The organism is Pseudomonas sp. Mb7 (assembly GCF_054790525.1).
Genome location: NZ_CP186501.1, coordinates 3,350,715 through 3,376,401, shown reverse-complemented (window position 1 = coordinate 3,376,401; position 25,687 = coordinate 3,350,715). Strand labels below are relative to the sequence as shown.

The following is a 25,687-nucleotide window of genomic DNA, read 5'->3' as shown; positions in this document are numbered from 1 at the left end:
GCTTACAACCAGATGTTCAACAAACGCGCGCCACGGGCATCGCCATCGGCGAACTGCTGACCGTTGCTGCTGAGGAAACTCTGACCGGCACTGGCCTTGTCCCAGAACTGCCCGCGCAGGAACACACTGATGCCGGCAATCGCTCGACTGCTCGGTGGTTGCGCGGTCAGTGTCAGCCGATGCCAGGCTTGTCCTTCGGTGACTTCACCGGGTTTGAGGCTGACCGACCCCGGTGTGCTTGAACCTTTGTAACCGCGCCATGGCTGATTCCACGCACCTTGACCGAATACCTGCGCCGGTACCGCGATCAATTGTGCGTTTTGCTCGTCGAGTTTGCGGTAATTGTCGGGGTACCAACTGTCGCTGCCAATCAATACGCCAAGGCGTCCGGCCGGGGTGTCGACCACGTTGAGCGCGTGTTTGTCTGCGCTTTCGAGCACTTCGCGCTGATCGAATACCGGGTGCATCTGCCGTTGCGGCTGGCCCAGCGGCACGCCATCGCGGCCGAACACCACGCTGCTGTTGAACAGGGCACCGCTACCGGGTTTGAGCTGGCCATCGCGAACGCTGGGTTCCGGTAATACGATCGAGCCGGCCACCAGGGTCACGTGAAATTCTTTGGCCAGACCACCGAACAGCGCCTGGTAATCCTTGGCCATCGCCTTGGCTTTCATCCGCAGGTACGCGTCGTTGAGGCGGTCGCTGCCGTTGGCGCTGAGCCAGGCGCGGGCGAACAGCAAGGGATTGCTCGCCGCCAGCCAGTTCATCGCCTCGGCGAGGGTCGGGGCCTGATACAGCTCGTCTTTCTCGCCGCTGAGCAGCAGCCAGGTGCCGACGTTCTCCGGCAACACCACGACGGTTTTGTCGTTCAGCAGGCCTTGATCCTGGGCTTGCTGCAGATAGGCTGCGAGTTTGCGGTGCAAGCGCTCGGGGTTTTGATAATCGGTGGGAAACAGCTCGGGCTGGATGCCCAGCAGATTGCCACGATCGGCGGGGATGCCCTGATCGACCGCCACTTTAATGCGTAAGTCCGACAGGTAATGGCCCGCCGGCCGGTCCGCCGCCCACATGGCGTAGGTGGTCAGGGCGGCGACGAGGGCCATGGAGAAGAACAGGTACAAAAGTTTGCGCATGAAAACCAACAGCTACCGGGTACAGGGTATGGCGACTAGGGTAGGGCCCATGGACCTGATTGCCAAGGGGTGCTGCGCATTTGGATCAATAAGTTGTCAGTTACGGTCATTGAGTGACAGCGATGCGCCTCTTAGTCTGTCGAACATGACTGACGGGAGCCGCAGAGCGCCCGCAACTTTTCCGTGATCGCTCGTTGTGGAGTTACCGATGACCGCCGCTCATTACCCGCACCTGTTGGCCCCGCTGGACCTGGGATTCACCACGCTGCGCAACCGCACCTTGATGGGTTCGATGCACACCGGTTTGGAAGAAAAACCGGGCGGTTTCGAGCGCATGGCGGCGTACTTCGCCGAACGTGCCCGTGGCGGCGTTGGCCTGATGGTCACTGGCGGTATCGGCCCGAACGACGAGGGCGGCGTGTACTCCGGGGCGGCCAAGCTGACCACCGAGGAAGAAGCGCTCAAGCACCGCATCGTCACCCGCGCGGTGCACGACGCGGGCGGCAAGATCTGCATGCAGATCCTCCACGCCGGGCGTTATGCCTACAGCCCGAAACAAGTCGCGCCGAGCGCGATTCAGGCACCAATCAACCCGTTCAAGCCCAAAGAGCTGGACGAGGAAGGCATCGAGAAGCAGATCAGCGATTTCGTCACCTGTTCGGTATTGGCGCAGACCGCCGAATACGACGGCGTCGAGATCATGGGCTCGGAAGGTTATTTCATTAACCAGTTCCTCGCCGCGCACACCAACCACCGCACCGACCGCTGGGGCGGCAGCTACGAAAACCGTATGCGCCTGCCGGTGGAAATCGTTCGTCGCGTGCGTGAAGCGGTCGGCCCGAACTTCATCATCATTTTTCGTCTGTCGATGCTCGACCTGGTCGAGGGCGGCAGCACCTGGGACGAGATCGTCACCCTGGCCAAAGCCATCGAGCAGGCCGGCGCAACCATCATCAACACCGGCATCGGCTGGCACGAAGCGCGGATCCCGACCATCGCCACCAAAGTGCCGCGTGCGGCATTCAGCAAGGTCACGGCCAAGCTGCGCGGTTCGGTGAAGATTCCGCTGATCACCACCAACCGCATCAACACCCCGGAAATCGCCGAGCAGATTCTGGCTGAAGGCGATGCCGATATGGTCTCGATGGCGCGGCCGTTCCTCGCCGATCCGGACTTCGTCAACAAGGCCGCTGAAGGCCGCGCTGACGAAATCAACACCTGCATCGGTTGCAATCAGGCGTGCCTCGATCACACCTTCGGCGGCAAGCTGACCAGTTGCCTGGTCAACCCGCGTGCCTGCCACGAAACCGAACTCAATTATCTGCCGGTGCAGCAGATCAAGAAAATTGCTGTGGTTGGCGCCGGCCCTGCCGGTTTGTCCGCCGCGACCGTGGCGGCTGAGCGTGGCCATCAGGTGACGTTGTTCGATTCGGCCAGCGAAATCGGCGGTCAGTTCAACATCGCCAAACGCGTGCCGGGCAAGGAAGAATTCTTCGAAACCCTGCGCTACTTCAAACGCAAGTTGCAGACCACGAATGTCGAGGTGTGCCTGAACACCCGCGTCGATGTCGCGAAACTGGTGGAAGGCGGTTACGACGAGATCATCCTCGCCACTGGCATTGCACCGCGCGTGCCGGCAATTCCGGGTGTCGAGAATGCCAAGGTGCTGAGCTACCTGGACGTGATCCTTGAGCGCAAGCCGGTCGGTAAACGCGTAGCGGTGATTGGCGCCGGTGGTATCGGTTTCGACGTCTCGGAATTCCTCGTTCACCAAGGCGTGGCCACCAGCCAGGATCGCGCCGCGTTCTGGAAAGAGTGGGGCATCGATACGCAACTGGAGGCCCGTGGGGGTGTGGCCGGGATCAAAGCCGCACCGCACGCGCCGGCCCGCGAAGTGTTTCTGTTGCAGCGCAAGAAAACCAAGGTCGGTGATGGTCTGGGTAAAACCACTGGCTGGATTCACCGTACCGGTCTGAAGAACAAGCAGGTGCAAATGCTCAACAGCGTTGAATACCTGAGCATCGATGACCAAGGCCTGCATATCCGCATCGGTGAAACCGGCGAGCCGCAAGTGCTGGCGGTGGACAACATCGTGATTTGCGCGGGGCAGGATCCGCTGCGTGAACTGCACGACGGTCTGGTTGAAGCGGGGCAGAATGTGCACCTGATCGGCGGTGCGGATGTCGCGGCTGAGCTGGATGCCAAACGCGCGATCAACCAAGGCTCGCGCCTCGCTGCTGAACTTTAAGCTCCACCGCTGAACCTGTGGGAGCGAGCCTGCTCGCGAAAACGGTGTGTCAACCGATGCAAATGTCGATTGATACGACGCCTTCGCGAGCAGGCTCGCTCCCACAGGTTTTGTGTCATTTACACATACAGTGAGCCTGCTCGCGATGGCGGCTTGTGAGCGACTAGAATGCTGGCTCTGTCCAGATCGAATCGTCGCCCATGCTTTTGCCTCCCACCGATTGGCTACCCCAAGCCCCTCTCGAACACCTTCACCTCGACTGGCTCGCAACCGCCGGCATTGAAATGGCCATCCTGCGCCTCGACCAGATCGACCCGCTGATCAGCGGCAACAAATGGTTCAAACTCGTCGAACACCTCAAAGCCGCCGACCGTATGGGTGCCGAGGGCATCATCAGTCTCGGTGGTGCGCATTCCAATCATCTGCACGCGTTGGCAGCGGCGGGGCAACGGCTCGGGTTCAAAACCGTGGGGCTGTTGCGCGGGCATGCGCAGGAAACTCCCACGGTGCTGGATCTGCAGGCGTGCGGCATGCAATTGCATTGGTTGGGTTATGACGGTTATCGCGCGCGCAACGAGCCGGGATTCTGGCAACCCTGGCACGAGCAATACCCCAATCTGCAAGCGGTTCCCGAGGGTGGAGGTGGACTTGCAGGGGCGCTCGGTTGTGCAGCCATCAAGGAACAGGCGCAAGCGCAATTGCCTACGCTGGGCTGGAGCGACTATCACGGTTGGTGGCTGGCCTGCGGCACCGGGACGACACTCGCCGGACTGATCCTCGCCGAGGCGGGTGCGCACCGAGTCTATGGCGCGTTGGCAGTCCCTGAGGATCACGGCGTGGCGCCGCATGTCGAGTCGATTATGCGGTCAGCTAGACTGGCCACTGCCGACTATGAGTTGATCGATGCCAGCCGTGGCGGTTTTGCCAAGGTTGATCCGCTGCTGCTCGCGTTCATTGACCAGACCGAGCAGGCCAGCGGCGTCCCACTGGAGCCGTTGTACACCGGCAAGGCGTTGCTGGCACTCAAGCAACAGGTCGAGGCAGGCAGGTTCGCGCCCGGCACGCGGCTGATCTTCATCCACACCGGAGGCTTGCAGGGCCGGCGTGGGTTTAGCGCCAGCCGCTGATATTCAGCCGCGCTTGGGCATCATCCGCAGCAGCGTGTTATCGCCCACCACATAGTGGTGATAAATCCCCGCCAGTGCATGCAGGCCGATCAACCAGTAGCCGATCGTGGCAATCAGCACATGCCAGCCCTCAACCTGCTTGGCGAAATCTTTATTTTCCGCGACCAACAGCGGCAGGTCAAAACCATAGAACATCACCTGATGTCCTTCGGCGCTGGTGATCAGCCAGCCCAGGATCGGCATGCTGATCATGAACAGGTACAACGCCCAGTGCATCAGCCGCGCCAGCACGGTTTGCCATTGCGGTGAGGCGGGGAAGATTTTTGGCGCCGGACCAATGCTGCGCGCGAGCAGGCGAAACCACACCAGCACAAACACGGTCAGGCCGAGCATGTAATGCACTTCGCGGATCAGCGTGCGCCCGCCACTGCCTTTGGGAAACAGACCGCGCAACTCCATGCTGGCGTACACCAGCACCAACAGGACCAGCATCAGCCAGTGCAACAGGACCGAGACGGTGCTGTAGCGGGATTCGGAACTTGTCCACGGCATACGGTGTTTCCTCACAGATCAGGGTTCAAACCTGCCGTTCTTGGCCGACGGCATGCTTTAACTGTAATCCGCTTTGGCGGATTTGCCTGAGGCTGATCGGACTTTCAATGCTCTGAGTCAGGGCTTGCCAATAAAAAACGCCAGCGTCGTGCAGACACTGGCGTTTTTCTTTGCAGCAAGCGGCAGGGATCAGCTCGATTGCGGCATTTCACCGTTGGCCAGACGCTTGTTGATGTCGGCGATGACTTCCGGCAAATCGGTAATGGTGTCGATCATGTAATGCGGGCGCGAGCCTTCGAACAGCGCGTGAATGCGTTTGCGCTCGCTGGCCAGTTCATCGCTGCCCAAGGCACGGAACCCTTCGTAGTCCAGACCCAACGCGTTGCCTGAGCAGATCAGCGCCACGGTCCACATTCCGGCGCGGCGGCCTTCGAGAATGCCCGGCACGGTGTCGTCGATCTTCACGCACGCTGCGACATCGTCGATGCCCAGCGCGATCACGTTGGCCAGCGCCTGAGCCGGCCACGGACGGCCATTTGGCACTTCGTCGGTGGCAACCACGTGGTCGGCGACGTAGCCGTTGGTGGCGGCCAGCTCGACGACCTTGTCCATCACCTGCTTCGGGTAGCCGGAACAGGAGCCGATCTTGATGCCTTGCTGACGCAGATTGGCGATGGTTTCCAGTGCGCCGGGAATCAGCGCCGAGTGTTCGGCGATCTTCTCGATCTGCAGCGGCATGAAGCGGTTGTAGATGGCGGTGACGTCATCGTCGGTCGGCGTGCGGCCGAACGCCTTGCGATAACGCTCGGCCACTTGCGGCTGATCGCAGAGGGTGCGGATGTGGTCCCACTTGCCCATGCCCATCGGGCCACGCGCTTCTTCGATGGAGACCTGCACGTCGAACTCGGCGAAGGCTTCGACGAAGATCTGCGTCGGCGCGAACGAGCCGAAATCGACCACGGTGCCGGCCCAGTCGAGGATCGCGGCTTGCAGCTTGTTTGGGTTGACGTAGTTCATGTTGATCAAATTCCTGAGTTGGCAATGCAATTCAAATGTAGGAGTGAGCCTGCTCGCGATAGCGGTTGATCATTCAACATCTTCGTCGACTGGCACGGCCTCATCGCGAGCAGGCTCACTCCTACAGGGGGATTTTTGGTGTGGGTTAGATTTCTAACACTTCCATCTCGCGCAGCACTTCGCCGATCGCTGCAACGGCCTGGCGCATTTCGCCCGGACTGACGTGACCGATGCAGCCGACGCGGAAGGTCTCGACCTGAGTCAATTTGCCCGGATAAAGGATGTAACCCTTGGCCTTCACGCGTTCGTAGAAATCCTTGAACTGGTAGCGCGGATCTTGCGGCGCATGGAACGTAGCAATGATCGGCGCCTGAATTGCCGCCGGCAGGAAGCTGCGCAAACCGAGTTTGCCCATCTCGTCCATCAGCGCCTGGCAGTTGGCGGCATAACGCGCATGGCGTGCCGGCAGGCCACCTTCTTCGTTGTATTGCAGCAGCGCTTCATGCAGCGCCGCGACCACGTGGGTCGGCGGGGTGAAGCGCCATTGACCGGTTTTCATCATGTAAGCGTGCTGGTCGTACAGGTCCATCGCCAGCGAGTGCGAATTGCCAGCGGCTGCGGCCAAAGACTCTTTGCGAGCGAAGACAAAACCCATCCCCGGCACGCCTTCCAGGCATTTGCCGGAAGCGGCGATCAGCGCGTCGAACGGCACTTTCTGCGCGTCCACCGGCAGAGCGCCAAAGGAACTCATGGCGTCGATGATCAGGCGTTTGCCGTGTTGCTCAACGACCTGGGCAATCTCCGGCAGCGGATTGAGAATCCCGGTGCTGGTTTCGCAGTGGATCAGGGCGACGTGGGTAATATTGCTGTCGGCGCGCAGCAAGCGGTCGACGTCGGCGGCGGTGGTCGGTTCATCTTCAGCGGTTTCGAAGGTGCTGAACGAGCGGCCGAGCACTTCGCAAATCTTCGCCAGACGCTTGCCGTAGGCGCCGTTGATCAGCACCAGGACTTTGCCGTCACGCGGCACCAATGTGCCGATTGCCGCTTCAACAGCGAAGGTGCCGCTGCCCTGTAAGGGTACGCAGTGGTGAGTGGCGGCGCCGTTGAGGATCGCCAGCAGTTGTTCGCAAAGGCTGGCAGTCAGTTGATTGAATCGGTCATCCCATGACCCCCAGTCGACCATCATCGCCTGGCGGGTGCGGGCCGAAGTGGTCAACGGGCCGGGAGTGAGCAGGATGGGTTCGGCAATACTCATTCGTGTGTCCTCGGATAGCGCTGTGGGATGAAGCTACGGGGCATACGTTGCAATTCGCCGTTGCATCAATCAAATTGTTTGTTGTTATGCCAGCCATCAGTGAGAGTTATCCATGAACCTGTTCCAGCTCCGCGCCTTCGACGCCGTGGCCCGTGAAGGCAGCTTCACCCGTGCCGCCGCGCGCTTGTTCATCAGTCAGCCGGCGGTTACCGGGCACATCAAGGCGCTGGAAGAGCACTACCAGATCACCCTGTTGCGGCGCACCGCGCGACGGGTGGAACTGACCGAGGAGGGCACCAAACTCGCGGCGATCACCCGCGCGATGTTCGGCCTGGCGGAAGAGGCGCAGACGATGCTCGAGGCCAACCGGCAATTACTCACCGGGCGACTGGAAGTGGCGGCGGACGGGCCGCATATGGTCATGCCAATGTTGGCGAGCCTGCGCGCGCGGTACCCGGGAATTACGGTGAACCTGCGCTTGGGCAATGCCCAGGAAACCCTCGCTGCATTGTTGTCGGAACACGCCGATGTGGCGGTGTTGACCGAAGTGGAGCCGCGCAAAGGCCTGCACCTGCAGGCATTGAGCGAATCACGGATTTGCGCGTTGGTGCCGGCAGGGCACCCGTGGGCGATGCGCGCCGGGGAAGTGAAACTCAAGGATCTGGATCAGGTGATCATGGTGCTGCGCGAACCGAGTTCGATCACCCGGCGTACATTTGATGAGGCCTGTGCGCAGGCGTCGATCCATCCTCGCGTGTTGCTGGAACTGGACAGCCGTGAGGCGGTGACCGAAGCGGTGGCGGCCGAGTTGGGCGTTGGCGTGGTGTCCTCGGTGGAGGTCAGTCATGACCCAAGGGTGGTGGCGATTCCGATTGTCGGGGCAGGGCTGGTCAATCGGCACATGATCGGCTGCATGGAGCGGCGACGGGAGTTGCGCTTGATTCAGGCGTTCTTTGGCCTGGCGCCAACCGCCCCGTGATCGTTCCCACGCTCTGCGTGGGAATGCAGCCTGGGACGCTCTGCGTCCCATCCAAAGCCGAACGCGGAGCGTCCGTTGAGGCGTTTCCACGCAGAGCGTGGGAACGATCAGGAACCGGGGAGGCTGTCGCGGACCATATCGAGGAAGGTCGCCACCACCCGTCGATTGCTTTGCTCGCGCAAACACACCAGCGTCTCCGTCAACCGTCGGGTGCAGTCGACAATCGGCAACGCACACACCCGCGAGTCCGCACCAAACTCCGCGGCCGACACCACGCCAACGCCAATCCCGACCACCACCGCCTCACGCGCCGCTTCCCGGCCCTCGACCTGAATCGCCGGACGAATGCGAAATCCGGCCCGGGCCATTTCCTCTTCCAGCGTCTGCCGCGTTACCGAACCGTGTTCACGCAACACCAGCGGCGTGTCATCCAGGTCTGCCAGGCAGATCGATTCACGCTCGGCCCACGGATGATGGCGCGACACGAACGCGACCATCGGATCATTGCGCAGCGGCACACACAGCAAGCGTTCATCACTGACATCGCGGCCAAGCAACGCCAGATCGGCCTGATAGTTGAACAGGCGAAATAACGATTCATCGGTGTTGCCGGTCTCGATCTTCACGCTGATTCCCGGATAGCGCTCACAGAAGCGCGCGATCTGCGGCAGCACGTGGACCGGCGCATCCACTGCCAGAATCAGGCTGCCGGTCTGCAAGGCCTGGGATTCCTGCAACAGTTCCTGTGCTTCGGCTTCAATCACAAACAGGCGCTGGGTGATCGCCAGCAAGCGTTCGCCCAAGTCAGTCAGGCGTACGGAACGTTTATTGCGGTGAAACAGCAAAACGCCGAAACGCTCTTCGAGTTTGCGCACTTGGTCGGATATCGCCGGTTGCGTGAGAAAAAGGCGCTCGGCGGCTTTGGTGAAGCTTCCATGCACGGCCACGGCGTGGAAGGCTTTGAGTTGGGCGTGGGACACCGACATGAAGTCACCTGATCGCTTAGTCAGTAACAAGCTGAGCTTATGTGTGAAATACGATAAATCGATTTTATTTATTAAACAGTAATTGCTTTGATCGGCTCACGCCATCGCTGACTGCCCGCTCGGGCCGCACGGTAGCCATGAGCCTGTGCGTGCAACAACAGGACTCATCTGACCGATATCGCCACAGGGACGGGGTGATATCGCAGTGCTCAACAATAAAAACACAGGCGTTTTTCTTAACGATTCTGCCGGCACACTCACACCCTGAGGTCAGAACCACCATGAACAAGCACATCGGCACCATTGCGCGTTGGCGCGTGCAGATTTTCGCGATTACCTGGCTTGCGTACGCCGCTTTCTATTTCACCCGCAAAGCGTTTTCGGTGGCCAAACTGGGCATCGCCGAAGACCCTACCTTCATGCTCGACAAGATGGCCATGGCCAACCTCGATGCGATTTATCTGGCGGCTTATGCCCTCGGCCAGTTCACTTGGGGCATGCTCGCTGACCGCTTTGGCCCACGGGTCGTGGTGCTCGGCGGCTTGCTGATTTCCGCCGCAGCGGCGCTGGTGATGGGCAGTTACGCGACGTTGCCGATCTTCGCCACCTGCATGTTGATACAGGGGTTGGCGCAGTCCACTGGATGGTCGGGGCTGTGCAAAAACCTCGGCAGTTTTTTCCCTTCCCAACAACGCGGGCGAGTGCTCGGGTTATGGAGTTCCTGCTACGCGTTTGGTGGTCTGGTAGCGTCGCCGTTCGCCGGCTGGTGGGCGTATACGTTGATGGGCACCTGGCACGCGGCGTTCATTTCCAGTGCGGTGGTGGTTGCCGTCGTGGCGGTGTTGTTCTTTATCTTCCAGCGTAACAAGCCGGAAGATGTCGGCTTGCCGGCGGTCGAGCCGGAGCCTGAACTGACGGCGGAAGAAACCGAAGCCAACAGCAAACTCAGCGTCTGGGAGCCCCTGAAGGAAATCCTGCGTAACCGCACGGTGCTGGTATTGGGCCTGGCGTATTTCATGTTGAAACCGGCGCGTTACGCGATTCTGTTGTGGGGCCCGGTGATTGTCTTTGAACAGATGCCCAGTGTCGGCAAGGTCGGCGCGGCGATCATTCCCACCTCATTCGAACTGGCCGGGTTGCTCGGGCCGATCCTCATCGGTCTGGCTTCGGACAAACTCTTCGGCGCCCGTCGGATGCCGGCCTGCGTGTTGAGCCTGTTGGCGTTGACCGTGACGCTGGCGCTGTTTATGGCCGCGTTGCATACCGGCAGTGTGTTGCTGGTGGTCGCGCTGCTGTTCGTCATGGGCCTGACTTTGTATGGGCCGGACTCGATGATCAGCGGTGCCGCCGCGATCGACTTCGGCAAAGCCAAGGCCGGCGCCACGGCGGCCGGTTTCGTCAACGGCTGCGGCTCGGTTGGCGCGGTGCTCGGCGGTTTGCTGCCGGGTTACTTCGACTCGGTGACGGTGTTTATCGTCTTCGCCGGTTGCGCGCTGTTCTCGGCGCTGGTGCTGATTCCGCACTGGAACAGCCGCCCGGTTGGCGTGATGGAACCGCGCGCCTCTATCCCCAATTGCCCGCTGACGATCAAACCCCTGCGTTCCTGAAACCCTTGCCTCGTGGCCTGCTGCGACGCTCGCGGCAGGCTGGGTCGTGGCCATCTGACTTGGAGAAACCCCATGAGACCGTTTTGGCTGGAGCAGGCCTTGCAGGCCGACACCTCGCAAACCTGCCCGCCGTTGCAAGGCGAAGTCCGCGCCGATGTGTGCATCGTCGGCGGCGGGTATACCGGGTTGTGGACGGCGATCATGCTCAAGCAACAAAACCCCGAACTCGATGTCTTGCTGATCGAAGCGGACATCTGCGGCGCCGGTGCCAGTGGGCGCAATGGCGGGTGTGCACTGTCGTGGTCGGCGAAGTATTTCACCCTTGAACGCTTGTTTGGCGTCGAGGAAGCGGTGCGCCTGGTCAAGGAATCGGAGCGCAGTATCCACGCGATTGGCGAGTTCTGTGAGCAGTACGGCGTCGATGCCGATTATCGGCTCGACGGCACGCTGTACACCGCAACCAACCGTGCGCAAGTCGGCTCGACCGATGCGGTGATTGCCGCACTCGAGCGCAACGGTATCAACTCGTTCACCCAGCGTCCGCTGGCCGATGTGCAGCGCATGGCCGGTTCGAGCAAGCATCTGGAAGGCTGGTTCTCGCCGGCGGCGGCCAGTGTGCAACCGGGCAAACTGGTGCGTGGCTTGCGTCGCGTGGCGTTGCAGTTGGGTGTGAAAATTCACGAAAACACGGCGATGACCGGGCTGGAAGAAGGGCGCCCGGCACGCCTGCAAACACCGAACGGCAGTATTGTTGCCGATCGCGTAGTGCTGGCGATGAATGCGTGGATGGCCCGTGCCTTTCCACAGTTCGAACGCAGCGTGGCGATTGTTTCCAGCGACATGCTGATCACCGAGCCGCGCCCGGATCTGTTACAGCAGATCGGCCTGACCAGCGGGGTCACTGTGCTCGATTCGCGGATTTTCGTGCACTACTACCACAACACCCCGGACGGCCGAATCATGCTCGGCAAGGGCGGTAACACCTTCGCGTTTGGCGGACGAATGCTGCCGGTCTTCGATCAGCCATCGCCTTATGCCGGCCTGCTGAAAAATAGCCTCGCCGACTTCTTCCCGGCGTTTGCCGATGTCAAAGTCGATGCCACCTGGAACGGCCCGTCGGATCGCTCGGTCACCGGTTTGCCGTTCTTCGGCCAGATGAGCAGCGCCGGCAATGTGTTTTACGGCTTCGGCTATTCCGGCAGCGGCGTCGGCCCGTGCCACATGGGCGGGCAGATTCTTGCTTCGTTGGTGCAGGGCCTGGACAACCCGTGGACCCGTTCGCCGCTGGTCAACGGGCCGCTGGGTTATTTCCCGCCGGAGCCAATCCGCTACCTCGGTTCGTTGATGGTGCGCAACGCCATCCGCCGCAAGGAACGCGCCGAGGATCACGGGCGGCGTCCTCGGCATCTGGATGTGCGCCTGGCGAAATTCGCTGCGGCGGCGGGCAAGGCTGACAAAGCCTGAAGCACGGCGTGTTGATGTAGGAGCTGCCGCAGGCTGCGATCTTTCGATCTTGTTTTTAAGATCAAAATCAAAAGATCGCAGCCTGCGGCAACTCTTACAAAGGGATCAGCGTGCGCCGCTGTCGAGTAGCCAGTCGAGTAATAGGCTGTCACGTGCGGGTGGTTCGCGAGGTGTGGGCTTGCGTGAGTTGCCCAGACACAGAATCGGCCGGTCGGGGTCGCTGTCAAGGAAACTCACCCACACTTCGCTGCCGGCGCAGGGCAGTTCCTCCCGTGCCACTCGGCCATTGGCGCGAGTCATGGCGATGGGCAGCCAGATCGCCTCGTCATCAAGGGTTTGCAGATGTTCCGAGGGCCACAGCCTGACGGCGACCCGACCCTGTTCATCGAGCTGCGCCGGTTGCCCGGCAGGTCCCAGCACCAGCGCCAGGTGATAACCGGCAATGCCTGGACGCGGTTGGTTGAGCGCCGGGCGAAAATCGCTTGACCAGGGCTGGGCGGTAAAATCGTTTTCGTAGCGGTGCAGGGGTGGGGTCGGGTCAAGAATCGACGGATGTTGCCCGTGATGACGTATCGAGGTGAGCCGCCATTGTTCGTTGAAGTGGCTGATCGGATGCGCCGACACTTGCAGCAGTTGTCCACTGAGCAAGCCGATCCGGTCGCTGCGGCCATTGATCGTGCGATGCTGGCAGCGTTGCCGTTCCAGATGTCGACGGCTGCGTTGTTCGTGGTGTCGTTGTTCGAGGGAAGATGCCTGCGGCAAGGGATTTGCCGTGATGTGGTTGGCGGCCTCGTCGCTGATCGCCCGCTGCCCTCGGTTACGCACGGCATGCAGCGTGGCGACGGGCGCGGCGTGATGATGCTGGTACAGCGAAGCGATGCAGGGTGAAGGCGTTTGCTCACAGGCCTTGAACGGAACCAGTACCGGCTTTTGCGGCAGACTGAGGCTGTCATCGGCAAACACGACAACGTGTCCGTCCATCCGGTGTTCGAAGTGGTAGTGAATGCCTTCCTCCTCGCAAAGCCTGTGCAGCAGCGCCAGATCGCTTTCTTCGTACTGGATGCAAAAAGGCCGGATCGGGTAGCGGCCGACAGTCATTTCAATCCGGTAGCCGTCGGCGGGCAGGGCGTTTTCCGTGAGCAACTGCTGGAGAATCTGCGGCACACTCTGTTGCACGAACACTCGCCGTTTGCTCGGCTGAGCCAGCCTGTGCAAGCGCGGCACGACCGTCACGCGATAGCCGATCCGGTGCGTACCGCGATGTTCGCAACTGGCACTGTCGATCACGCCGTGGATTCCATGATGGTCGTCCAGACGCAGAAAGGCCCGTTGGTGCAGGAATGTGCCCGGCGCCACGGCGGGGGCCAAACCGATCAGTTCGATATCGAAACGGTAGGGCTGGTTGAGCGCTTCCTCGCCGTGAAAGCGCACCACTGGCAGGCACAGACCGCTGTCGTTCAGGGTCAGGGTAAAAGGACTTTCCTTGTCATTGAGCATTCGAACGGGCTCTGTCAGGCAATACGGGCCTGAGAGGGTACGAAACCGCAGCGTTGAATGGTCATGTCAAAGGCGTTTTTCAGAATTCCCCTACAAGCTCTAGTGAAGATGTCGATTCCACATTGCGTTTTTTTGGTCGATTGCCGACTTTAGGCCGTATAAACTTGGCGCCACGCGTCGGCCAATAGATGTCTCGGCGCCACAGATCAAGAGAGTGAGTAATGGGCGCACAGTGGAAGGTTAAACACAAAGAAGCGGCATCCAACGCCAAGGGCAAGATCTTCGGCAAACTGGTGAAGGAAATCACCATCGCTGCCCGCAACGGTGCCGATACCGCCACCAACGCACACCTGCGTCTGGTGGTCGAACAGGCCAAGAAAGCCTCGATGCCAAAAGAAACCCTCGATCGCGCGATCAAGAAAGGCGCCGGTCTGCTCGGTGAAACCGTGCAATACCATCGTGTGACCTACGAAGGGTTCGCCCCGCACCAGGTGCCGCTGATCGTCGAGTGCGTGACCGACAACATCAACCGTACCGTCGCCGAAATCCGCGTGGCGTTCCGTAAAGGCCAACTGGGGGCTTCCGGCTCCGTGGCCTGGGACTTCAACCACGTCGGCATGATCGAAGCCTCGCCGGACACCCCGGACGCCGATCCGGAAATGGCCGCGATCGAAGCCGGTGCTCAGGATTTCGAGCCGGGCGAAGACGGCGCAACGCTGTTCCTGACCGACCCTACCGACCTGGATTCGGTGCAGAAAGCGTTGCCAGAGCAGGGTTTCACCGTGCTGTCGGCCAAGCTCGGCTACCAGCCGAAGAACCCGGTCAGCGGCTTGAGTGACGAGCAGATGGCTGAAGTTGAAGCGTTCCTCGAAGGCCTCGACAACCATGATGACGTGCAGGACATGTTTGTTGGCCTGGCGGGCTGATCTGTTTCTCCGGTGATGGCCTCATCGCTAGCAGGCTAGCTCCCACAGGGGATTTGTGAACGCCACAGATCCAGTGTGGGAGCTAGCCTGCTAGCGATTGACCGCGCAGCGGTCACAGACCTTCAAGTTGCTTCATGACCTCTCCGAACCCCGGCCGCGCCAGCACATCCGCCTGACAGCAACGCCGCTCCAGCTCTTCAAGCACCGCACGCTGCTCATCACTCAACCCCGAGTCGATGCGCGCCAGCAATTCCCCCAGCAAAACCCCGAACGCACGCACTTCGATGCGTTGCAACGCGCGCGTTTCCGCCGTATCGGCAATAGCATGGAACGACGCCCCGCCAAAATCCCCGAGCAGGCAATCGCCGCGCTCGTTCAACAGAATGTTGTGCCCGTACAGATCGCCGTGGGTGATGCCTTGCCGGTGCAAGTGTTCGGCTGCCGAAGCGATGCCTTTGGCAATGTTCAGCGCAACCTCGGCACTGAACCGACAGTCGTCGGCATAAACATCTCGCGAGCAGGACGCCAGGCTCGGCAGATCAGCGAGGTTGCGGAAAGACGGATCGATCAATTGCATCACCAATCCTTGCTGGCCGTCGGGATGGCCACTGATGCGTCCCTCGACGCGGATCAGATTGGGATGCAGGCCAGCAGTGATGCAGGCATTCATTTCGTGCAGTGGCGAACCGTCGCTGGTCATTTCACCTTTGTACAGTTTCACCGCGACCGGCGTCACTGCGCCATCGGCGCGTTGCCAGTTCGCCCGGGAAATCACCCCCGAGGCGCCTTCACCCAGCCGTTGTTCCAGACGCAGCGCCGACCAAGGGATTTGCGGCGTTGCCTCGAGTGCGGCGGCGTCGGCCTCGGTTTCCAGCGGGTTACCGGCATAAGCCAGCCAGGTCAGACTCGGCAGCGCGAGCAGCCACTGCGGCAGCTCGGTCAGGCGGTTGGCGGAGACGCGCAGCAACTCCAGTCGATGGCAGTTGCTCAGCGAGGGGGGCAGCGTTTGCAGACGGTTGCCCGAGAGCATGAGTTTTTGCAGGGCAGGGCGCTCGCCAAGTTCGCTCGGCAGGCTTTCGATGCAGTTGTCGGTCAGGATCAGCCAGCGCAGCTGAGGCGGCAGGGCGGCACCGGGAACGTTGACGATGCGATTGGCCCTGAAGCCGACCATCGTCAGGGCCGCGCACTGGCCGAGGCAGGCGGGCAGTTCGGTGAAGGTGTTATCGGAGCAGAACAACACGCGCAGGCGAGTCAGGCGATGCAAGTCGTCCGGCAGGCTGCTCAATTGGTTGCCGCTGAGGTTGAGGATTTCCAGGGTGTCGGCCAGATCGAAAATCTCGCGCGGGAATTCGGTCAGGCCACAAGACAGATCCAGTCGAGTGATGCCCGACAACTCGCCGGCGCGCAATTGAGCAAGGGTGTGCATGTTTGGTGTTCGCTATTGATCAGGGGCGCGCCGCTGGGGCGCCGGGAATGGCCGACATGATAACGGCAATACCCTGATTTGAAATTGGCTAGGTGGCGAAACTTCAGATGCCCTTGGTGGGAGCGAGCCTGCTCGCGAAGGCGGAGTGTCAGAAGCTGATGTTTTGACTGATAGGGCGCTTTCGCGAGCAGGCTCGCTCCCACAGGGGAGTGGCGTGCTCAGATCGTCCCGTGCACTTCCTGCAACTGCCCCAACCGACTGCGCGTGCGCGCCAGGTCAATGGCATTGCCATCCAGGCTAGCGCACAAGGGCAAACGACCGAGTAGCGTCAGGTGCTTGTCCTGGTCGTACAGCACGTCGATCAGGTTGATGAAGCGTTGTTGCGCGGCGATCGAGCACTCCGCCAGTTCCGGCAGATCATCGATGATCCAGCGGTCGAAACGGCGACACAGTTCCAGGTAATCCATCACCGCCGTTGGCTGCTCGCACAGATCGTTGAAGGTAAAACCGATCCGCCGCTTCTCAAAAAACCGCGCCTGAAACTGCCGGGTGCCGACCGTTAGCGCAACGGCCGGTGCCTCTGCAGGGGGCAGATCCAGGGCCGTGCGTTGTGCTGGCGTGGCCGGCCACACGTAATGTCCCTGGGTGAATATCTGGTGTGCAGAGTGACGCGTCTGGCTGCGGTAATCGTGCGGGCCGCCGACTTCCATCACCTGCATGTGCGTATTGATCAGTTCGATCACCGGTTTGAAGCGGGCGTGATAAAGCGGATTGGGCAGCAAACCTTCAGGCGCATAGTTGGAGGTCACCAGCAGCAGAATCCGTCGTTTGAACAACGCCTTGAACAGCCGGGTGATAAGCATGGCATCGCCGATGTCATGCACATGAAACTCGTCGAAACACAGCACCCGACAATCTTGCAGCAGTTCGTCGAGAGTCACTTCGAGGGCATCGTCCTGCAGGCGATGGCTGAACATGCCCTGATGCAATTGCGCGAAAAACTGATGGAAATGCAGGCGTCGTTTCTGGGTGATCGGCAGCGCCTGAAAGAAGCCGTCGAGCAGCCAGCTCTTGCCACGCCCGACGGCGCCGAACAGATACAGGCTTGGCGCGGTTCGGCCACTGGCGGCCAACAGCAGACTGGCCTGCTGCGCCATGCACTCGATGACGCGCTGCTGGCTGTGGCTGAGGGTGTAGCCCTGACCGCTGGCCTTGTGTCGGAAGTAATCGCGGATCGACTGGGCACTGGCGTCATGCCCGGCGCCGGCCGGCAAACCCTTGCCGAACCAGCGGTGCAACGCCGGCCAGCGCTGGATCAGTCGCGATCGTTTCGGCGGGTGGGCAGGCACTGTCGGCGTCTCCGTATTCGTCAAAACCGGCTCCCGGGAGCGCGGCGATGTAGTGTAACCAGACGCCGAGATGACCAGCCACCGCGACGTGTCGACAATGGGCGGTTATTGAACAAATTTGTGCGGCACGTACAGCAATTTTTAGCGACATGGCTCGCCCCGTTGCCAATCTTTCGAAACATATCCCGGCCGATCCATGGATCCAATCGACTGGCGGAATCGTCGACCGTTGCTAACCTCAATCACAGAAACGACGTCGCAAGCGATCACTGACAAGGAATGGCGCAGTGAATGTATATGGGGTCATGGGGCTGTTGGGTGTGCTCACTGCGCCTGCCTATTCGGCGGATCTTCAGGTCGAAGTGCGCGTCGATGTGCAACGCGGCTGCCAGTTGATCGGCCAGCAGCGGCAGGCTGGCATCGAGCAATTGGGTGTGCTTGATTTCGGCAGCACCGCGCGCCTCGATGACCCGGCCGGGCCTTTGGCAGCGGCGCTGACCAATCAACGCCTGCCACGGCTGGAGTGTAATCCGGACACGCCGTACCAGATGCGCGTCGACGGCGGTTTGCATGGCGGTGTCGGCGAAGTCCGTTACATGACCGGTTCGGTCGGCAGCAAACCGATTCCGTACCGCTTGTATCAGGACGCGGCGCGCCGGGTGCCGCTGGTGGTGGATGTTCCGGTCAGTGGGCGGGTGCCGGACAGCGGCACGGTGGAGTTGCCACTGTACGCGCGGATCGAGCGCCTGGCTGAAGTGCCGCAGGTCAGCCGTTATTCGGATTTGGTCAAGGTGACGGTCACCTGGTGAGCGTGGTTTCAAGGCAGCCGCTGGACGTGGGTGCGCAAGGAAGGCGTTCGATGATGAGCGCGGTGATCGAGTCAGCGTAAAGGAGCAGGGACGGGCGCAATGACAGGCAAACACTGGATGGTGGTGGCAGCAGGTACGCTGGCATTGCTCGCAGACGAGGCGCAAGCGGCGGTCAGCGGGCAGATCAATGCGCGGCTGATCCTGATTGCCGGCTGCGAAGTCACCAATACCAGCACACCCGACAGTCCGCTCAGCGCCCTCGGCACCCTCGACTTCGGCCTTCAGGGGCCCACCTGGAATGCACCGATCAAGGCCAGTCTGGACGGCGACAGCAGCGGCAAACTCAACGTCGCCTGCAATCCCTCGGTCACTGGTTTCACCGTCACCATCGACGGCGGCACCCACGGTGACGGCAATACCCGGCGCCTGAGCAACGGCCGCCAGACTCTTCCTTATCAGCTGTTTGTCGATCCCTCCGGTGCCCGGAGTTACAGCATCGGCCAGCAACACAATTTCGCTGTCACCAGCGGTGCGCAGATACCCATTCCGGTATTTGGCTCGGTGGTGGCGAATACCCGTGCGGTACCGGCAGGAGTCTATACCGACACCCTGACGGTGACGCTCGACTGGTAACCCCGTAGAGGACGGACACCATGCGTATGTTTGCATCAAGGATAGGTTTGTCGTTGCTTGGCCTGGCGCTGGCTTCCGGTGCCAACGCCGCCACCACGGTCACTGGCCAGATCACCTCCAGCCTGATTCTGATTAGCAGCTGTCAGGTCAACGGCGCTGGCGGTTCCACCGGGCTGAACTTCGGTGCGTTGAACTTCGGCACTGCCAACAGCCTGTTCACTACCGCCACCGGGCAGGTGTTGGGCGGGGGCGGCGGGGCGTTGTCGATTCTCTGCTCCAGCGGCACCACGCCGACGGTCAAGGTGCGCGCCGGTTCCCATGACGGCATGTCACCGGGCGGCACACGGGCGCTGTATGACGGCGTTGCCAATTATGTGCCGTACGACTTGTACACCGATGCCGGGCACTCGCAACTGCTGGCGATTGACGGGACGATCAACCTCGCGGCCAGTACTGGTGTCGCGCAGACAGTGAACATCTACGGTCAGGCGGTCGGCAAGGCCGGTTTGCCGGCGGGGACGTACACCGACACTGTCGCCGTAGAACTGACGTTCTGATGCCATGCGCCGCCATGGCTGTGCCGCGCTGCTCCTGCTCTGCGCAGGCAGTGCGCCGCTGCCGCTGACCGCAGCAACGAGCCAAAGCTTTCAGGTCAGTGCCACGGTCACTGCCGGGTGTCTGGTGGTGGGCGGGGTGTCGAACTATGGCGGGCTGAATTTCGGTTCGCGTTCGGCACTGGCCACCGGCACCGTGCAGGTCGCGCTGACGGGTGGGGTGCAATTGCAATGCACGCCGGGCGTGACGCTGAACATGAGCGTTGATGGCGGCCAGTACAACAACAGCGGCCGGCACATGCAGGGCAACAGCGGCAGTGCGCGGGTGGCGTATGCGCTGTTTAGCGATGCGGCATACAGCCAGAGCCTGGGCATCGGCCAGAGTGTGGCGGTGGCCTACAGCGATGCGAACAACATCAGCCTGCCGATTTACGGTCAGGTGCAATTGCCGGGCAATCAGCCTGGGGGGACGTACAGCGACGTGTTGCAGGTGCAACTGTCGTGGTAAGGCGAAGTTGAATGGCCGACAAGGAGCAGGTTTATGGGGTCAGTTACGTCACGGCATTCGTTCGTGCGCTGTGCGATGTGGACGCTGGTCATGCTTGGGGCAAGTCAGGCACACGCGGCGAGTTCGGTGCTGATCTGGCCGATCGATCCGGTGCTGGAGGCTGATCAGCAGGCCAGTGCGCTGTGGCTGGAGAATCGCGGCAGTGAAACCGCCAATCTGCAGATCCGCGTGTTTGGCTGGAGCCAGAGTGGTTTCGCCGAGCAATACCAGAACCAGCGCGACGTGATCGGCAGCCCGCCGGTGGCGAAAATCGAGCCGGGACAGAAACAATTGGTGCGTCTGACCCGAACCAAGGAAGTGCCACCGGGGCAGGAACTGGCCTATCGGATCATCATTGACGAAATTCCTTCCGCACAACCCGCGACCGCTGACGGAGGCAAAACCGCCGCAGCGATCCGCTTCCAGATGCGTTATTCGGTGCCGCTGTTTGCCTATGGCGCCGGGCTGTGGAGCAAGGAAGACAGCAGCCGCGCGCGTGATCCCAAGGGTGTCGGCCTGCCGCAATTGAGCTGGCGCACGGTGGCCGTGGACGGCCGGCCCTATGTGGAAGTGCGTAATCAGGGCGCGGTGCATGCGCGACTGACTGACGTGGCAATCAAACAGGCGGGGCAGAGCAGACCGCTTGCCGAAGGGCTGCTGGGGTACGTGCTGCCGGGGGCGGTAATGCGGTGGCCGGCACCGGGGCCGTTGGCCGGTGATTCGGCGTTGCAGGTGCGGGTGAACGGCGCGCCGCAGGTGCAGAGCATTACACCTGCCAAGTGAGTGAGTCGTAGCGCAGTTATCTGACGTCGGCTAAAGCGGTATCAGGGAGGATTCAGTCCATTGACGGACGTAAAACGGGTATGAGCCCAGGACGGGTTCGTCGTATTCAGCGTCCGTTGTGGCTCATCACTGGCGCGTGTTGCCTGATGTTTGTTCAACCATCCGGGGCCGGCGATCTGCCGCCGCCACCGAGCGGCATGGAGGCCGTGAGTGATGCACAGTTGTTTCTGGAACTGGTGGTCAACCAGATGAATACCGGTCGCGTGGTGGCGGTGCAGCAGCGCGACGGGCGCCTGTTCGTGCCAGTGAAGGCGTTGCGTGAGACCGGCATGAAACTGCCCGACAGCCTTGGCGCCGAGGTCGATCTCGACAGCCTGGCGGGGCTGCACAGCGATTACGACAGTGTCGGTCAGCGCCTGCTGCTGGACGTGCCGCCGGACTGGTTGCCGGAACAGTTCATCGGCAATCGCCAGGCTTACCCGCGCACCCCGGCGCTGAGCAGTTTCGGCGCACTGTTCAACTACGATCTGTACCTCAACGACACCGACGATGCCGGCACTTACCTGGCGGCGTGGAACGAAGTGCGGCTGTTCGACAGCTGGGGCACGCTGTCCAACACCGGGCAATACCGGCGTACGTTGTCTGGTGACTCGCTTAACACGCTGGACAACGGTTACCTGCGTTACGACACCACGTGGCGTTACTCCGATGACGAGCGAATGCTCACCTACGAGGCCGGTGACGTGATTAGCGGTGCGTTGCCGTGGAGCAGTTCGGTGCGTCTGGGCGGCGTGCAGTTCTCGCGGGACTTTGCCGTACGCCCGGATCTGGTGACTTATCCGTTGCCGCAATTTGCCGGTGAAGCAGCAGTGCCGTCCTCGGTGGACCTGTTCATCAATGGCTACAAGTCGAGCAGCGCAGATTTGCAACCTGGGCCTTATACGCTGACCAATATTCCATTCATCAACGGCGCTGGCGAAGCGGTGGTGGTGACCACCGATGCACTGGGTCGGCAGGTGTCGACCACGGTGCCGTTCTATGTCACCAGCACGTTGTTGCAAAAAGGCTTAAGCGATTTTTCCGTGGCGGCCGGTACGTTGCGCCGCGACTACGGCTTGAAGGACTTCAGTTACGGCTCGGGTGTCACCTCCGGCAGCCTGCGTTACGGCGTCAGCGACAGTTTTACCCTGGAAAGCCATGCCGAAGCGGCCGATTCGCTGACACTGGGCGGCCTCGGCGGCAACCTGCGGCTGGGTAATTTCGGTGTACTCAATAGTGCCCTGAGTCAAAGCCGCTTCGACGGCGAGGGCGGTCAGCAATTGAGCCTGGGCTACCAGTACAGCAATCAGCGCTTCAGCTTTTCCTACCAGCGCCTGCAACGTCACGATCAATATGCCGACCTGACCGTGGTCGACAGCTCCTACATCAGCCTGAGTCGACGCAGCGAACAGGCGACCTTAAGCCTTAACCTTGAGCGTTGGGGCAGCCTCGGCGCCGGTTATTTCGATGTGCGCGCGGCGGACGACTCGCGCACGCGGCTGCTCAACCTCAGCTGGAGCAAACCGCTGTGGCGCAACAGCAGTTTTTACCTGTCGGCCAACCGCGAAATCGGTGACAGCAACTGGGCAGTGCAGGCGCAACTGGTGATTCCGTTCGATCTGCGTGGCAGCCTGGCGATCAGCAGCGATCGCAGTAAAACCGGGCAGAGCCAGCAACGGGTCAACTACAGTCGTGCGGTGCCGACTGAGGGCGGCGTGGGTTTCAACCTCGGCTACGCCAAGGGTGATGGCGCCGATTATCGCCAGGCCGACGTCACCTGGCGGCTGCAATCGGTGCAGTTGCAGGCTGGTGTCTACGGCACTTCCGAGGCTGAAACCCGTTGGGCCGATGCCAGTGGTTCGTTGGTGTGGATGGACCGTCAGGTGTTCGCCGCCAACCGCATCGACGACGCGTTTGTAGTGGTCAGCACCGATGGTTTCGCCGACATTCCGGTGCGCTACGAAAACCAGCAGGTTGGTCAGACCGACAAGAACGGTCATCTGCTGGTGCCGTGGAGCAGCGCCTATTACCGGGGCAAGTACGAAATCGACCCACTGAATCTGCCGGCCAATGTGCGCAGTCCCAATGTCGAACAACGCATCGCTGTAAGGCGCGGCAGCGGTTATCTGCTGGAGTTTCCGCTGGCCCGAGTGATTGCCGCGAGCATCGTGCTGGTCGACGCGCAACAGCGCGAACTGCCGCTGGGCGCGGGTGTGTTGCATGAGCAGAGCGGCACACGGACGGTGGTCGGTTGGGACGGGCTGGTCTATCTGGAAAACCTGCAGGCGCAGAACTCGCTGCAGGTCACGCTGGCCGACGGCAAGACCTGTCAGGCGCAGTTCAGCGTCGATATGAATCAGGACCAGGTGCCGCTGATTGGCCCGTTGGTGTGCCAATGATCTACGCACGCTTGCTTTTGTTGCTGGCGCTGATGCTGCCGGGCGCGGCGCAGGCCGCGTGCTCGGTGGTCAGCACCACGCCGGCAGCGTTCGGTACGCTCAGTTCGATCGCCGTGCGCACCACTTCACAACCCAGTTCAACACTGAATGCAGGTTTGAGCTGTACCGGTTCGCTGCTGTCCCTGCTGACCAGCAACGACCACTTCTGGGGCACCGTTTCTTCGACTCAAAGTGGTCTGGTCGGGCCGACCGGCGATGTCATCAACTACACGGTCTACGCCAACAACAGCACCAGCTACCCGCTGACTCGTGGCACGGCCTACGACTTTGCGCGCAACGGCATCATCGATGCCTTGGGCCTGCTCAACGGTACAACGCCGAAAACCGTGCCGCTGTATCTCGGCACAACCATTGGCAGCAACGTCGCCGCCGGGGTGTACACCGAGACCCTGAGTATTTTCTGGAACTGGAATTACTGCTCGGGGATTGGTATTGGTTCTATCTGTCTTGGGCGCGACATCGCCAGTGGCACGACCTCGTTGACGGTGAATATGACGGTGTCCAACGACTGCACGATTACTGCGCCGAACATTGCGTTCGGCAGCGCTCCGGTGATCAGCGCGTTCACCCCGGTGACCGGGCAAACCATCAATCTGGCCTGCACCAAGGGCAGTGCCTATACCGTGGGGCTGAGCGACGGGCAGAACGCGGTGAGTGTCGGCGGCCGGCGACGGATGATTTCCGGGAGCAATTATCTGGCCTACGACATTTTCAAAAGTGCCGGCACCACGCGCTGGGGCAGCGTCGGCGCGGCGCGGCGGGCGAGTACCGATGCCGAGGTCAATCCGGGTAACGGCTTGGGCACGGGCAGCCAGATCTTCAACTACAACGCGAAGATCTACACCGACCAGACCACGCCGCCTGCGGGTACTTATCTGGACAACGTGGTTTTGGACGTAGGTTTCTGAGCTGACACGATCCTTTGTAGGAGCTGTCGAGTGAAACGAGGCTGCGATCTTTTGATCTTGCCCTTAAGAACAAGGTCAAAAGATCGCAGCGTGCCGCAGCTCCTACATAGAACAGCGTTGTTTTCAGAATTGCAGTGATTGCTTGAGCTGTTGCGCCGCCGGTGTATCGACCGGGCTGACCATCGCGTAGTTGTACCCGCCGCCCGACCAGTACTCGGCCTGCAAGTCGCCATCACTGCGGCTGCCACGGGGCAAAAAGGTGTTCTTCGGCCCCGGCGGGCGCACGTAGAAACTCACTTTGTGGCCGCTGCCATCCTCATACACCACCATCGCCGCCGGACCTTCATCAGTGCTGAGCAAGCGTCCGCTGACCGGTTCAAACCCGGCCGCCTTCAGGTCGGGCAAGCGACTGGCCCGGGTGAAATAGCGGTCGAGCCAGCGCTGCATGTCGTCGGCACTCTCGACCTGGTAATCGGCGGGCAACATGCCTTGCTGGGCAATCAAGCGATAGGCCTGCAAGGCGTCGGTCATCGGCAACATGGCCGGGCGCACGAGCGTCATTTCCCGCGCCTGCCAGCCACTGAATCCGCCGAGGCTGACCGCGATCAGCAACACCGCAGCACTGGCCAGATGACGACGCGACTGGCGCTGACGGTGCTGGCGAATCATCGCCGGGTCAAGCGCCGGGTTGGCCGGTTGCTGCAACGCGCCGCTGAGTGCCGCGCGTAGTTGCTGGGCATCCTGTTGCCAGGCGCGAACCTGCGCCGCTTCGTCCGGGTGACTGGCCAGCCAGGTTTCCAGCACACGCCGGTCGGCGTCGCTGAGCTGGTGGTCGACATAGGCGTGCAGGTCACGCTCGTTGGGAGGCAGGCTGATCATTTGAGTATCCGCAAAGAAGGGCTGCTGATTTCGCCGTCGCTGAGTTGGCGCAGGGCCTGGCGGGCGCGGGACAGGCGCGACATCACGGTGCCGATCGGGGCGCCGAGAATCTCGGCGACCTCTTTATAGGAAAGGCCTTCCACTGAAACCATGAGCAACAGCGCGCGCTGTTCGCTGGGCAGTCGGTCGAAGGCTTGCAGGGTCGACTGAGCAATGACGGTACGCTCCACCGACGGTTCGGCATCGTCGCGACCGGTGAAGAATTCGAGCATTCGCGCATAACGCCGGGAGCGCCGGTGGGCGTCGAGAAACTGCCGATAGAGGATCGCGAACAGCCAGGCACGCAAGTCGCCGTCGGCGCGTTTGTCGCCCCAACTCGACAGGGCACGCTCCAGACAGGCCTGCACCAGATCGTCAGCACTACTGCTGTTGCGCGTCAACGACACGGCAAAGCGGCGCAATCTGGGAATGATTTCTCTCAACTGTTCGTCGAATTCGCTCATGAAATTC

23 protein-coding genes are annotated in these 25,687 nt (G+C 61.3%); 13 read left to right on the top strand and 10 right to left on the bottom strand.

What is annotated here, in order from left to right; translation table 11 throughout:
- Nucleotides 1-2: 2 nt before the first annotated feature.
- Entirely contained in the window at nucleotides 3-1,133 is a 1,131-nt protein-coding gene (locus ACOYXH_RS15135; RefSeq protein WP_095124452.1) for a carbon-nitrogen hydrolase family protein, read from the bottom strand.
- Between the two features lie 208 nt (nucleotides 1,134-1,341).
- Here ACOYXH_RS15135 and ACOYXH_RS15130 point away from each other — a divergent pair, with 208 nt between their 5' ends.
- On the top strand, nucleotides 1,342-3,381 hold the full coding sequence (locus ACOYXH_RS15130) for an NADPH-dependent 2,4-dienoyl-CoA reductase (protein WP_093434064.1): 2,040 nt from the start codon (nucleotides 1,342-1,344) through the stop codon (nucleotides 3,379-3,381).
- Between the two features lie 200 nt (nucleotides 3,382-3,581).
- Nucleotides 3,582-4,508, top strand: coding sequence for a 1-aminocyclopropane-1-carboxylate deaminase/D-cysteine desulfhydrase (locus ACOYXH_RS15125; protein WP_460065170.1), 927 nt, complete (start codon nucleotides 3,582-3,584; stop codon nucleotides 4,506-4,508).
- 3 nt (nucleotides 4,509-4,511) lie between these two features.
- Here the strand turns inward: ACOYXH_RS15125 and ACOYXH_RS15120 are convergent, their stop codons facing one another.
- From ACOYXH_RS15120 to ACOYXH_RS15110, 3 genes are all read right to left on the bottom strand, one after another.
- Nucleotides 4,512-5,060: a cytochrome b gene (locus ACOYXH_RS15120; RefSeq protein ID WP_095050808.1), complete on the bottom strand. Its 549-nt coding sequence runs from the start codon at nucleotides 5,058-5,060 to the stop codon at nucleotides 4,512-4,514.
- 189 nt (nucleotides 5,061-5,249) lie between these two features.
- Nucleotides 5,250-6,077, bottom strand: coding sequence for a phosphonoacetaldehyde hydrolase (phnX, locus tag ACOYXH_RS15115; protein ID WP_095050807.1), 828 nt, complete (start codon nucleotides 6,075-6,077; stop codon nucleotides 5,250-5,252).
- Between the two features lie 145 nt (nucleotides 6,078-6,222).
- Entirely contained in the window at nucleotides 6,223-7,332 is a 1,110-nt protein-coding gene (locus tag ACOYXH_RS15110; protein WP_095050806.1) for a 2-aminoethylphosphonate--pyruvate transaminase, read from the bottom strand.
- Between the two features lie 112 nt (nucleotides 7,333-7,444).
- Here ACOYXH_RS15110 and ACOYXH_RS15105 point away from each other — a divergent pair, with 112 nt between their 5' ends.
- On the top strand, nucleotides 7,445-8,311 hold the full coding sequence (locus ACOYXH_RS15105; protein WP_095124454.1) for a LysR substrate-binding domain-containing protein: 867 nt from the start codon (nucleotides 7,445-7,447) through the stop codon (nucleotides 8,309-8,311).
- A gap of 107 nt (nucleotides 8,312-8,418) precedes the next feature.
- Here the strand turns inward: ACOYXH_RS15105 and ACOYXH_RS15100 are convergent, their stop codons facing one another.
- The gene (locus ACOYXH_RS15100) at nucleotides 8,419-9,297 is read right to left on the bottom strand and encodes a LysR family transcriptional regulator (protein ID WP_095050804.1); all 879 of its coding nucleotides are present in this window, start codon (nucleotides 9,295-9,297) and stop codon (nucleotides 8,419-8,421) included.
- A 281-nt stretch (nucleotides 9,298-9,578) separates the two neighbouring features.
- Between ACOYXH_RS15100 and ACOYXH_RS15095 the strand changes: the two genes are divergently transcribed.
- Entirely contained in the window at nucleotides 9,579-10,904 is a 1,326-nt protein-coding gene (locus ACOYXH_RS15095) for an MFS transporter (protein WP_095050803.1), read from the top strand.
- 72 nt (nucleotides 10,905-10,976) lie between these two features.
- A complete protein-coding gene (locus tag ACOYXH_RS15090) occupies nucleotides 10,977-12,368 on the top strand; it encodes an FAD-dependent oxidoreductase (RefSeq protein ID WP_320413199.1) in 1,392 nt (463 codons plus the stop codon).
- A 105-nt stretch (nucleotides 12,369-12,473) separates the two neighbouring features.
- Here the strand turns inward: ACOYXH_RS15090 and ACOYXH_RS15085 are convergent, their stop codons facing one another.
- Nucleotides 12,474-13,865, bottom strand: a complete 1,392-nt coding sequence (locus ACOYXH_RS15085) for a type VI secretion system Vgr family protein (RefSeq protein WP_095124455.1) — start codon at nucleotides 13,863-13,865, stop codon at nucleotides 12,474-12,476.
- 221 nt (nucleotides 13,866-14,086) lie between these two features.
- On the opposite strand from ACOYXH_RS15085, the gene ACOYXH_RS15080 reads away from it, so the two are divergent.
- On the top strand, nucleotides 14,087-14,791 hold the full coding sequence (locus ACOYXH_RS15080; RefSeq protein ID WP_016983911.1) for a YebC/PmpR family DNA-binding transcriptional regulator: 705 nt from the start codon (nucleotides 14,087-14,089) through the stop codon (nucleotides 14,789-14,791).
- A 112-nt stretch (nucleotides 14,792-14,903) separates the two neighbouring features.
- On the opposite strand, the gene ACOYXH_RS15075 is transcribed toward ACOYXH_RS15080, so the two are convergent.
- Both ACOYXH_RS15075 and zapE read right to left on the bottom strand, forming a co-directional pair.
- On the bottom strand, nucleotides 14,904-16,217 hold the full coding sequence (locus ACOYXH_RS15075; RefSeq protein ID WP_460409747.1) for a leucine-rich repeat-containing protein kinase family protein: 1,314 nt from the start codon (nucleotides 16,215-16,217) through the stop codon (nucleotides 14,904-14,906).
- Nucleotides 16,218-16,435: 218 nt separating this feature from the next.
- Nucleotides 16,436-17,566, bottom strand: coding sequence for a cell division protein ZapE (zapE, locus tag ACOYXH_RS15070; RefSeq protein ID WP_460409746.1), 1,131 nt, complete (start codon nucleotides 17,564-17,566; stop codon nucleotides 16,436-16,438).
- Between the two features lie 305 nt (nucleotides 17,567-17,871).
- On the opposite strand from zapE, the gene ACOYXH_RS15065 reads away from it, so the two are divergent.
- The 7 genes from ACOYXH_RS15065 (at nucleotide 17,872) to ACOYXH_RS15035 (ending at nucleotide 24,298) form a co-directional block, all read left to right on the top strand.
- Nucleotides 17,872-18,375: a Csu type fimbrial protein gene (locus ACOYXH_RS15065; protein ID WP_460410878.1), complete on the top strand. Its 504-nt coding sequence runs from the start codon at nucleotides 17,872-17,874 to the stop codon at nucleotides 18,373-18,375.
- A 99-nt stretch (nucleotides 18,376-18,474) separates the two neighbouring features.
- Entirely contained in the window at nucleotides 18,475-19,008 is a 534-nt protein-coding gene (locus tag ACOYXH_RS15060; RefSeq protein ID WP_095050797.1) for a Csu type fimbrial protein, read from the top strand.
- 20 nt (nucleotides 19,009-19,028) lie between these two features.
- Nucleotides 19,029-19,565, top strand: coding sequence for a Csu type fimbrial protein (locus ACOYXH_RS15055; protein WP_095124457.1), 537 nt, complete (start codon nucleotides 19,029-19,031; stop codon nucleotides 19,563-19,565).
- 4 nt (nucleotides 19,566-19,569) lie between these two features.
- Complete coding sequence (locus tag ACOYXH_RS15050) at nucleotides 19,570-20,070, top strand: Csu type fimbrial protein (RefSeq protein WP_460409745.1); 501 nt, start codon at nucleotides 19,570-19,572, stop codon at nucleotides 20,068-20,070.
- A gap of 33 nt (nucleotides 20,071-20,103) precedes the next feature.
- Nucleotides 20,104-20,892 (top strand): fimbrial biogenesis chaperone, encoded by a 789-nt coding sequence (locus ACOYXH_RS15045; protein WP_095124459.1) that lies wholly within the window; start codon nucleotides 20,104-20,106, stop codon nucleotides 20,890-20,892.
- Nucleotides 20,893-20,972: 80 nt separating this feature from the next.
- Complete coding sequence (locus ACOYXH_RS15040; protein WP_095050793.1) at nucleotides 20,973-23,330, top strand: fimbria/pilus outer membrane usher protein; 2,358 nt, start codon at nucleotides 20,973-20,975, stop codon at nucleotides 23,328-23,330.
- Complete coding sequence (locus ACOYXH_RS15035) at nucleotides 23,327-24,298, top strand: Csu type fimbrial protein (protein ID WP_095050792.1); 972 nt, start codon at nucleotides 23,327-23,329, stop codon at nucleotides 24,296-24,298. The genes ACOYXH_RS15040 and ACOYXH_RS15035 overlap by 4 nt, the downstream gene beginning before the upstream one ends.
- Before the next feature lie 123 nt (nucleotides 24,299-24,421).
- Here ACOYXH_RS15035 and ACOYXH_RS15030 read toward each other — a convergent pair whose 3' ends face one another.
- Together ACOYXH_RS15030 and ACOYXH_RS15025 are read right to left on the bottom strand one after the other, a co-directional pair.
- Nucleotides 24,422-25,177, bottom strand: a complete 756-nt coding sequence (locus ACOYXH_RS15030) for an anti-sigma factor family protein (protein WP_460409744.1) — start codon at nucleotides 25,175-25,177, stop codon at nucleotides 24,422-24,424.
- Nucleotides 25,174-25,680: a sigma-70 family RNA polymerase sigma factor gene (locus ACOYXH_RS15025; RefSeq protein WP_007917263.1), complete on the bottom strand. Its 507-nt coding sequence runs from the start codon at nucleotides 25,678-25,680 to the stop codon at nucleotides 25,174-25,176. The genes ACOYXH_RS15030 and ACOYXH_RS15025 overlap by 4 nt, the downstream gene beginning before the upstream one ends.
- Nucleotides 25,681-25,687: the final 7 nt, after the last annotated feature.

Coding starts and splice junctions, on each gene's coding strand:
- ACOYXH_RS15085 (WP_095124455.1), bottom strand. CDS start 13,865: ATGCTCAATGACAAGGAAAGTCCTTTTACCCTGACCCTGAACGACAGC.
- ACOYXH_RS15030 (WP_460409744.1), bottom strand. CDS start 25,177: ATGATCAGCCTGCCTCCCAACGAGCGTGACCTGCACGCCTATGTCGAC.
- ACOYXH_RS15065 (WP_460410878.1), top strand. CDS start 17,872: ATGGGGCTGTTGGGTGTGCTCACTGCGCCTGCCTATTCGGCGGATCTT.
- ACOYXH_RS15095 (WP_095050803.1), top strand. CDS start 9,579: ATGAACAAGCACATCGGCACCATTGCGCGTTGGCGCGTGCAGATTTTC.
- ACOYXH_RS15040 (WP_095050793.1), top strand. CDS start 20,973: ATGAGCCCAGGACGGGTTCGTCGTATTCAGCGTCCGTTGTGGCTCATC.
- ACOYXH_RS15060 (WP_095050797.1), top strand. CDS start 18,475: ATGACAGGCAAACACTGGATGGTGGTGGCAGCAGGTACGCTGGCATTG.
- ACOYXH_RS15080 (WP_016983911.1), top strand. CDS start 14,087: ATGGGCGCACAGTGGAAGGTTAAACACAAAGAAGCGGCATCCAACGCC.
- ACOYXH_RS15110 (WP_095050806.1), bottom strand. CDS start 7,332: ATGAGTATTGCCGAACCCATCCTGCTCACTCCCGGCCCGTTGACCACT.
- ACOYXH_RS15035 (WP_095050792.1), top strand. CDS start 23,327: ATGATCTACGCACGCTTGCTTTTGTTGCTGGCGCTGATGCTGCCGGGC.
- phnX (WP_095050807.1), bottom strand. CDS start 6,077: ATGAACTACGTCAACCCAAACAAGCTGCAAGCCGCGATCCTCGACTGG.
- ACOYXH_RS15125 (WP_460065170.1), top strand. CDS start 3,582: ATGCTTTTGCCTCCCACCGATTGGCTACCCCAAGCCCCTCTCGAACAC.
- ACOYXH_RS15120 (WP_095050808.1), bottom strand. CDS start 5,060: ATGCCGTGGACAAGTTCCGAATCCCGCTACAGCACCGTCTCGGTCCTG.
- ACOYXH_RS15135 (WP_095124452.1), bottom strand. CDS start 1,133: ATGCGCAAACTTTTGTACCTGTTCTTCTCCATGGCCCTCGTCGCCGCC.
- ACOYXH_RS15090 (WP_320413199.1), top strand. CDS start 10,977: ATGAGACCGTTTTGGCTGGAGCAGGCCTTGCAGGCCGACACCTCGCAA.
- ACOYXH_RS15105 (WP_095124454.1), top strand. CDS start 7,445: ATGAACCTGTTCCAGCTCCGCGCCTTCGACGCCGTGGCCCGTGAAGGC.
- ACOYXH_RS15100 (WP_095050804.1), bottom strand. CDS start 9,297: ATGTCGGTGTCCCACGCCCAACTCAAAGCCTTCCACGCCGTGGCCGTG.
- ACOYXH_RS15050 (WP_460409745.1), top strand. CDS start 19,570: ATGCGCCGCCATGGCTGTGCCGCGCTGCTCCTGCTCTGCGCAGGCAGT.
- ACOYXH_RS15045 (WP_095124459.1), top strand. CDS start 20,104: ATGGGGTCAGTTACGTCACGGCATTCGTTCGTGCGCTGTGCGATGTGG.
- ACOYXH_RS15130 (WP_093434064.1), top strand. CDS start 1,342: ATGACCGCCGCTCATTACCCGCACCTGTTGGCCCCGCTGGACCTGGGA.
- ACOYXH_RS15025 (WP_007917263.1), bottom strand. CDS start 25,680: ATGAGCGAATTCGACGAACAGTTGAGAGAAATCATTCCCAGATTGCGC.
- ACOYXH_RS15055 (WP_095124457.1), top strand. CDS start 19,029: ATGCGTATGTTTGCATCAAGGATAGGTTTGTCGTTGCTTGGCCTGGCG.
- ACOYXH_RS15075 (WP_460409747.1), bottom strand. CDS start 16,217: ATGCACACCCTTGCTCAATTGCGCGCCGGCGAGTTGTCGGGCATCACT.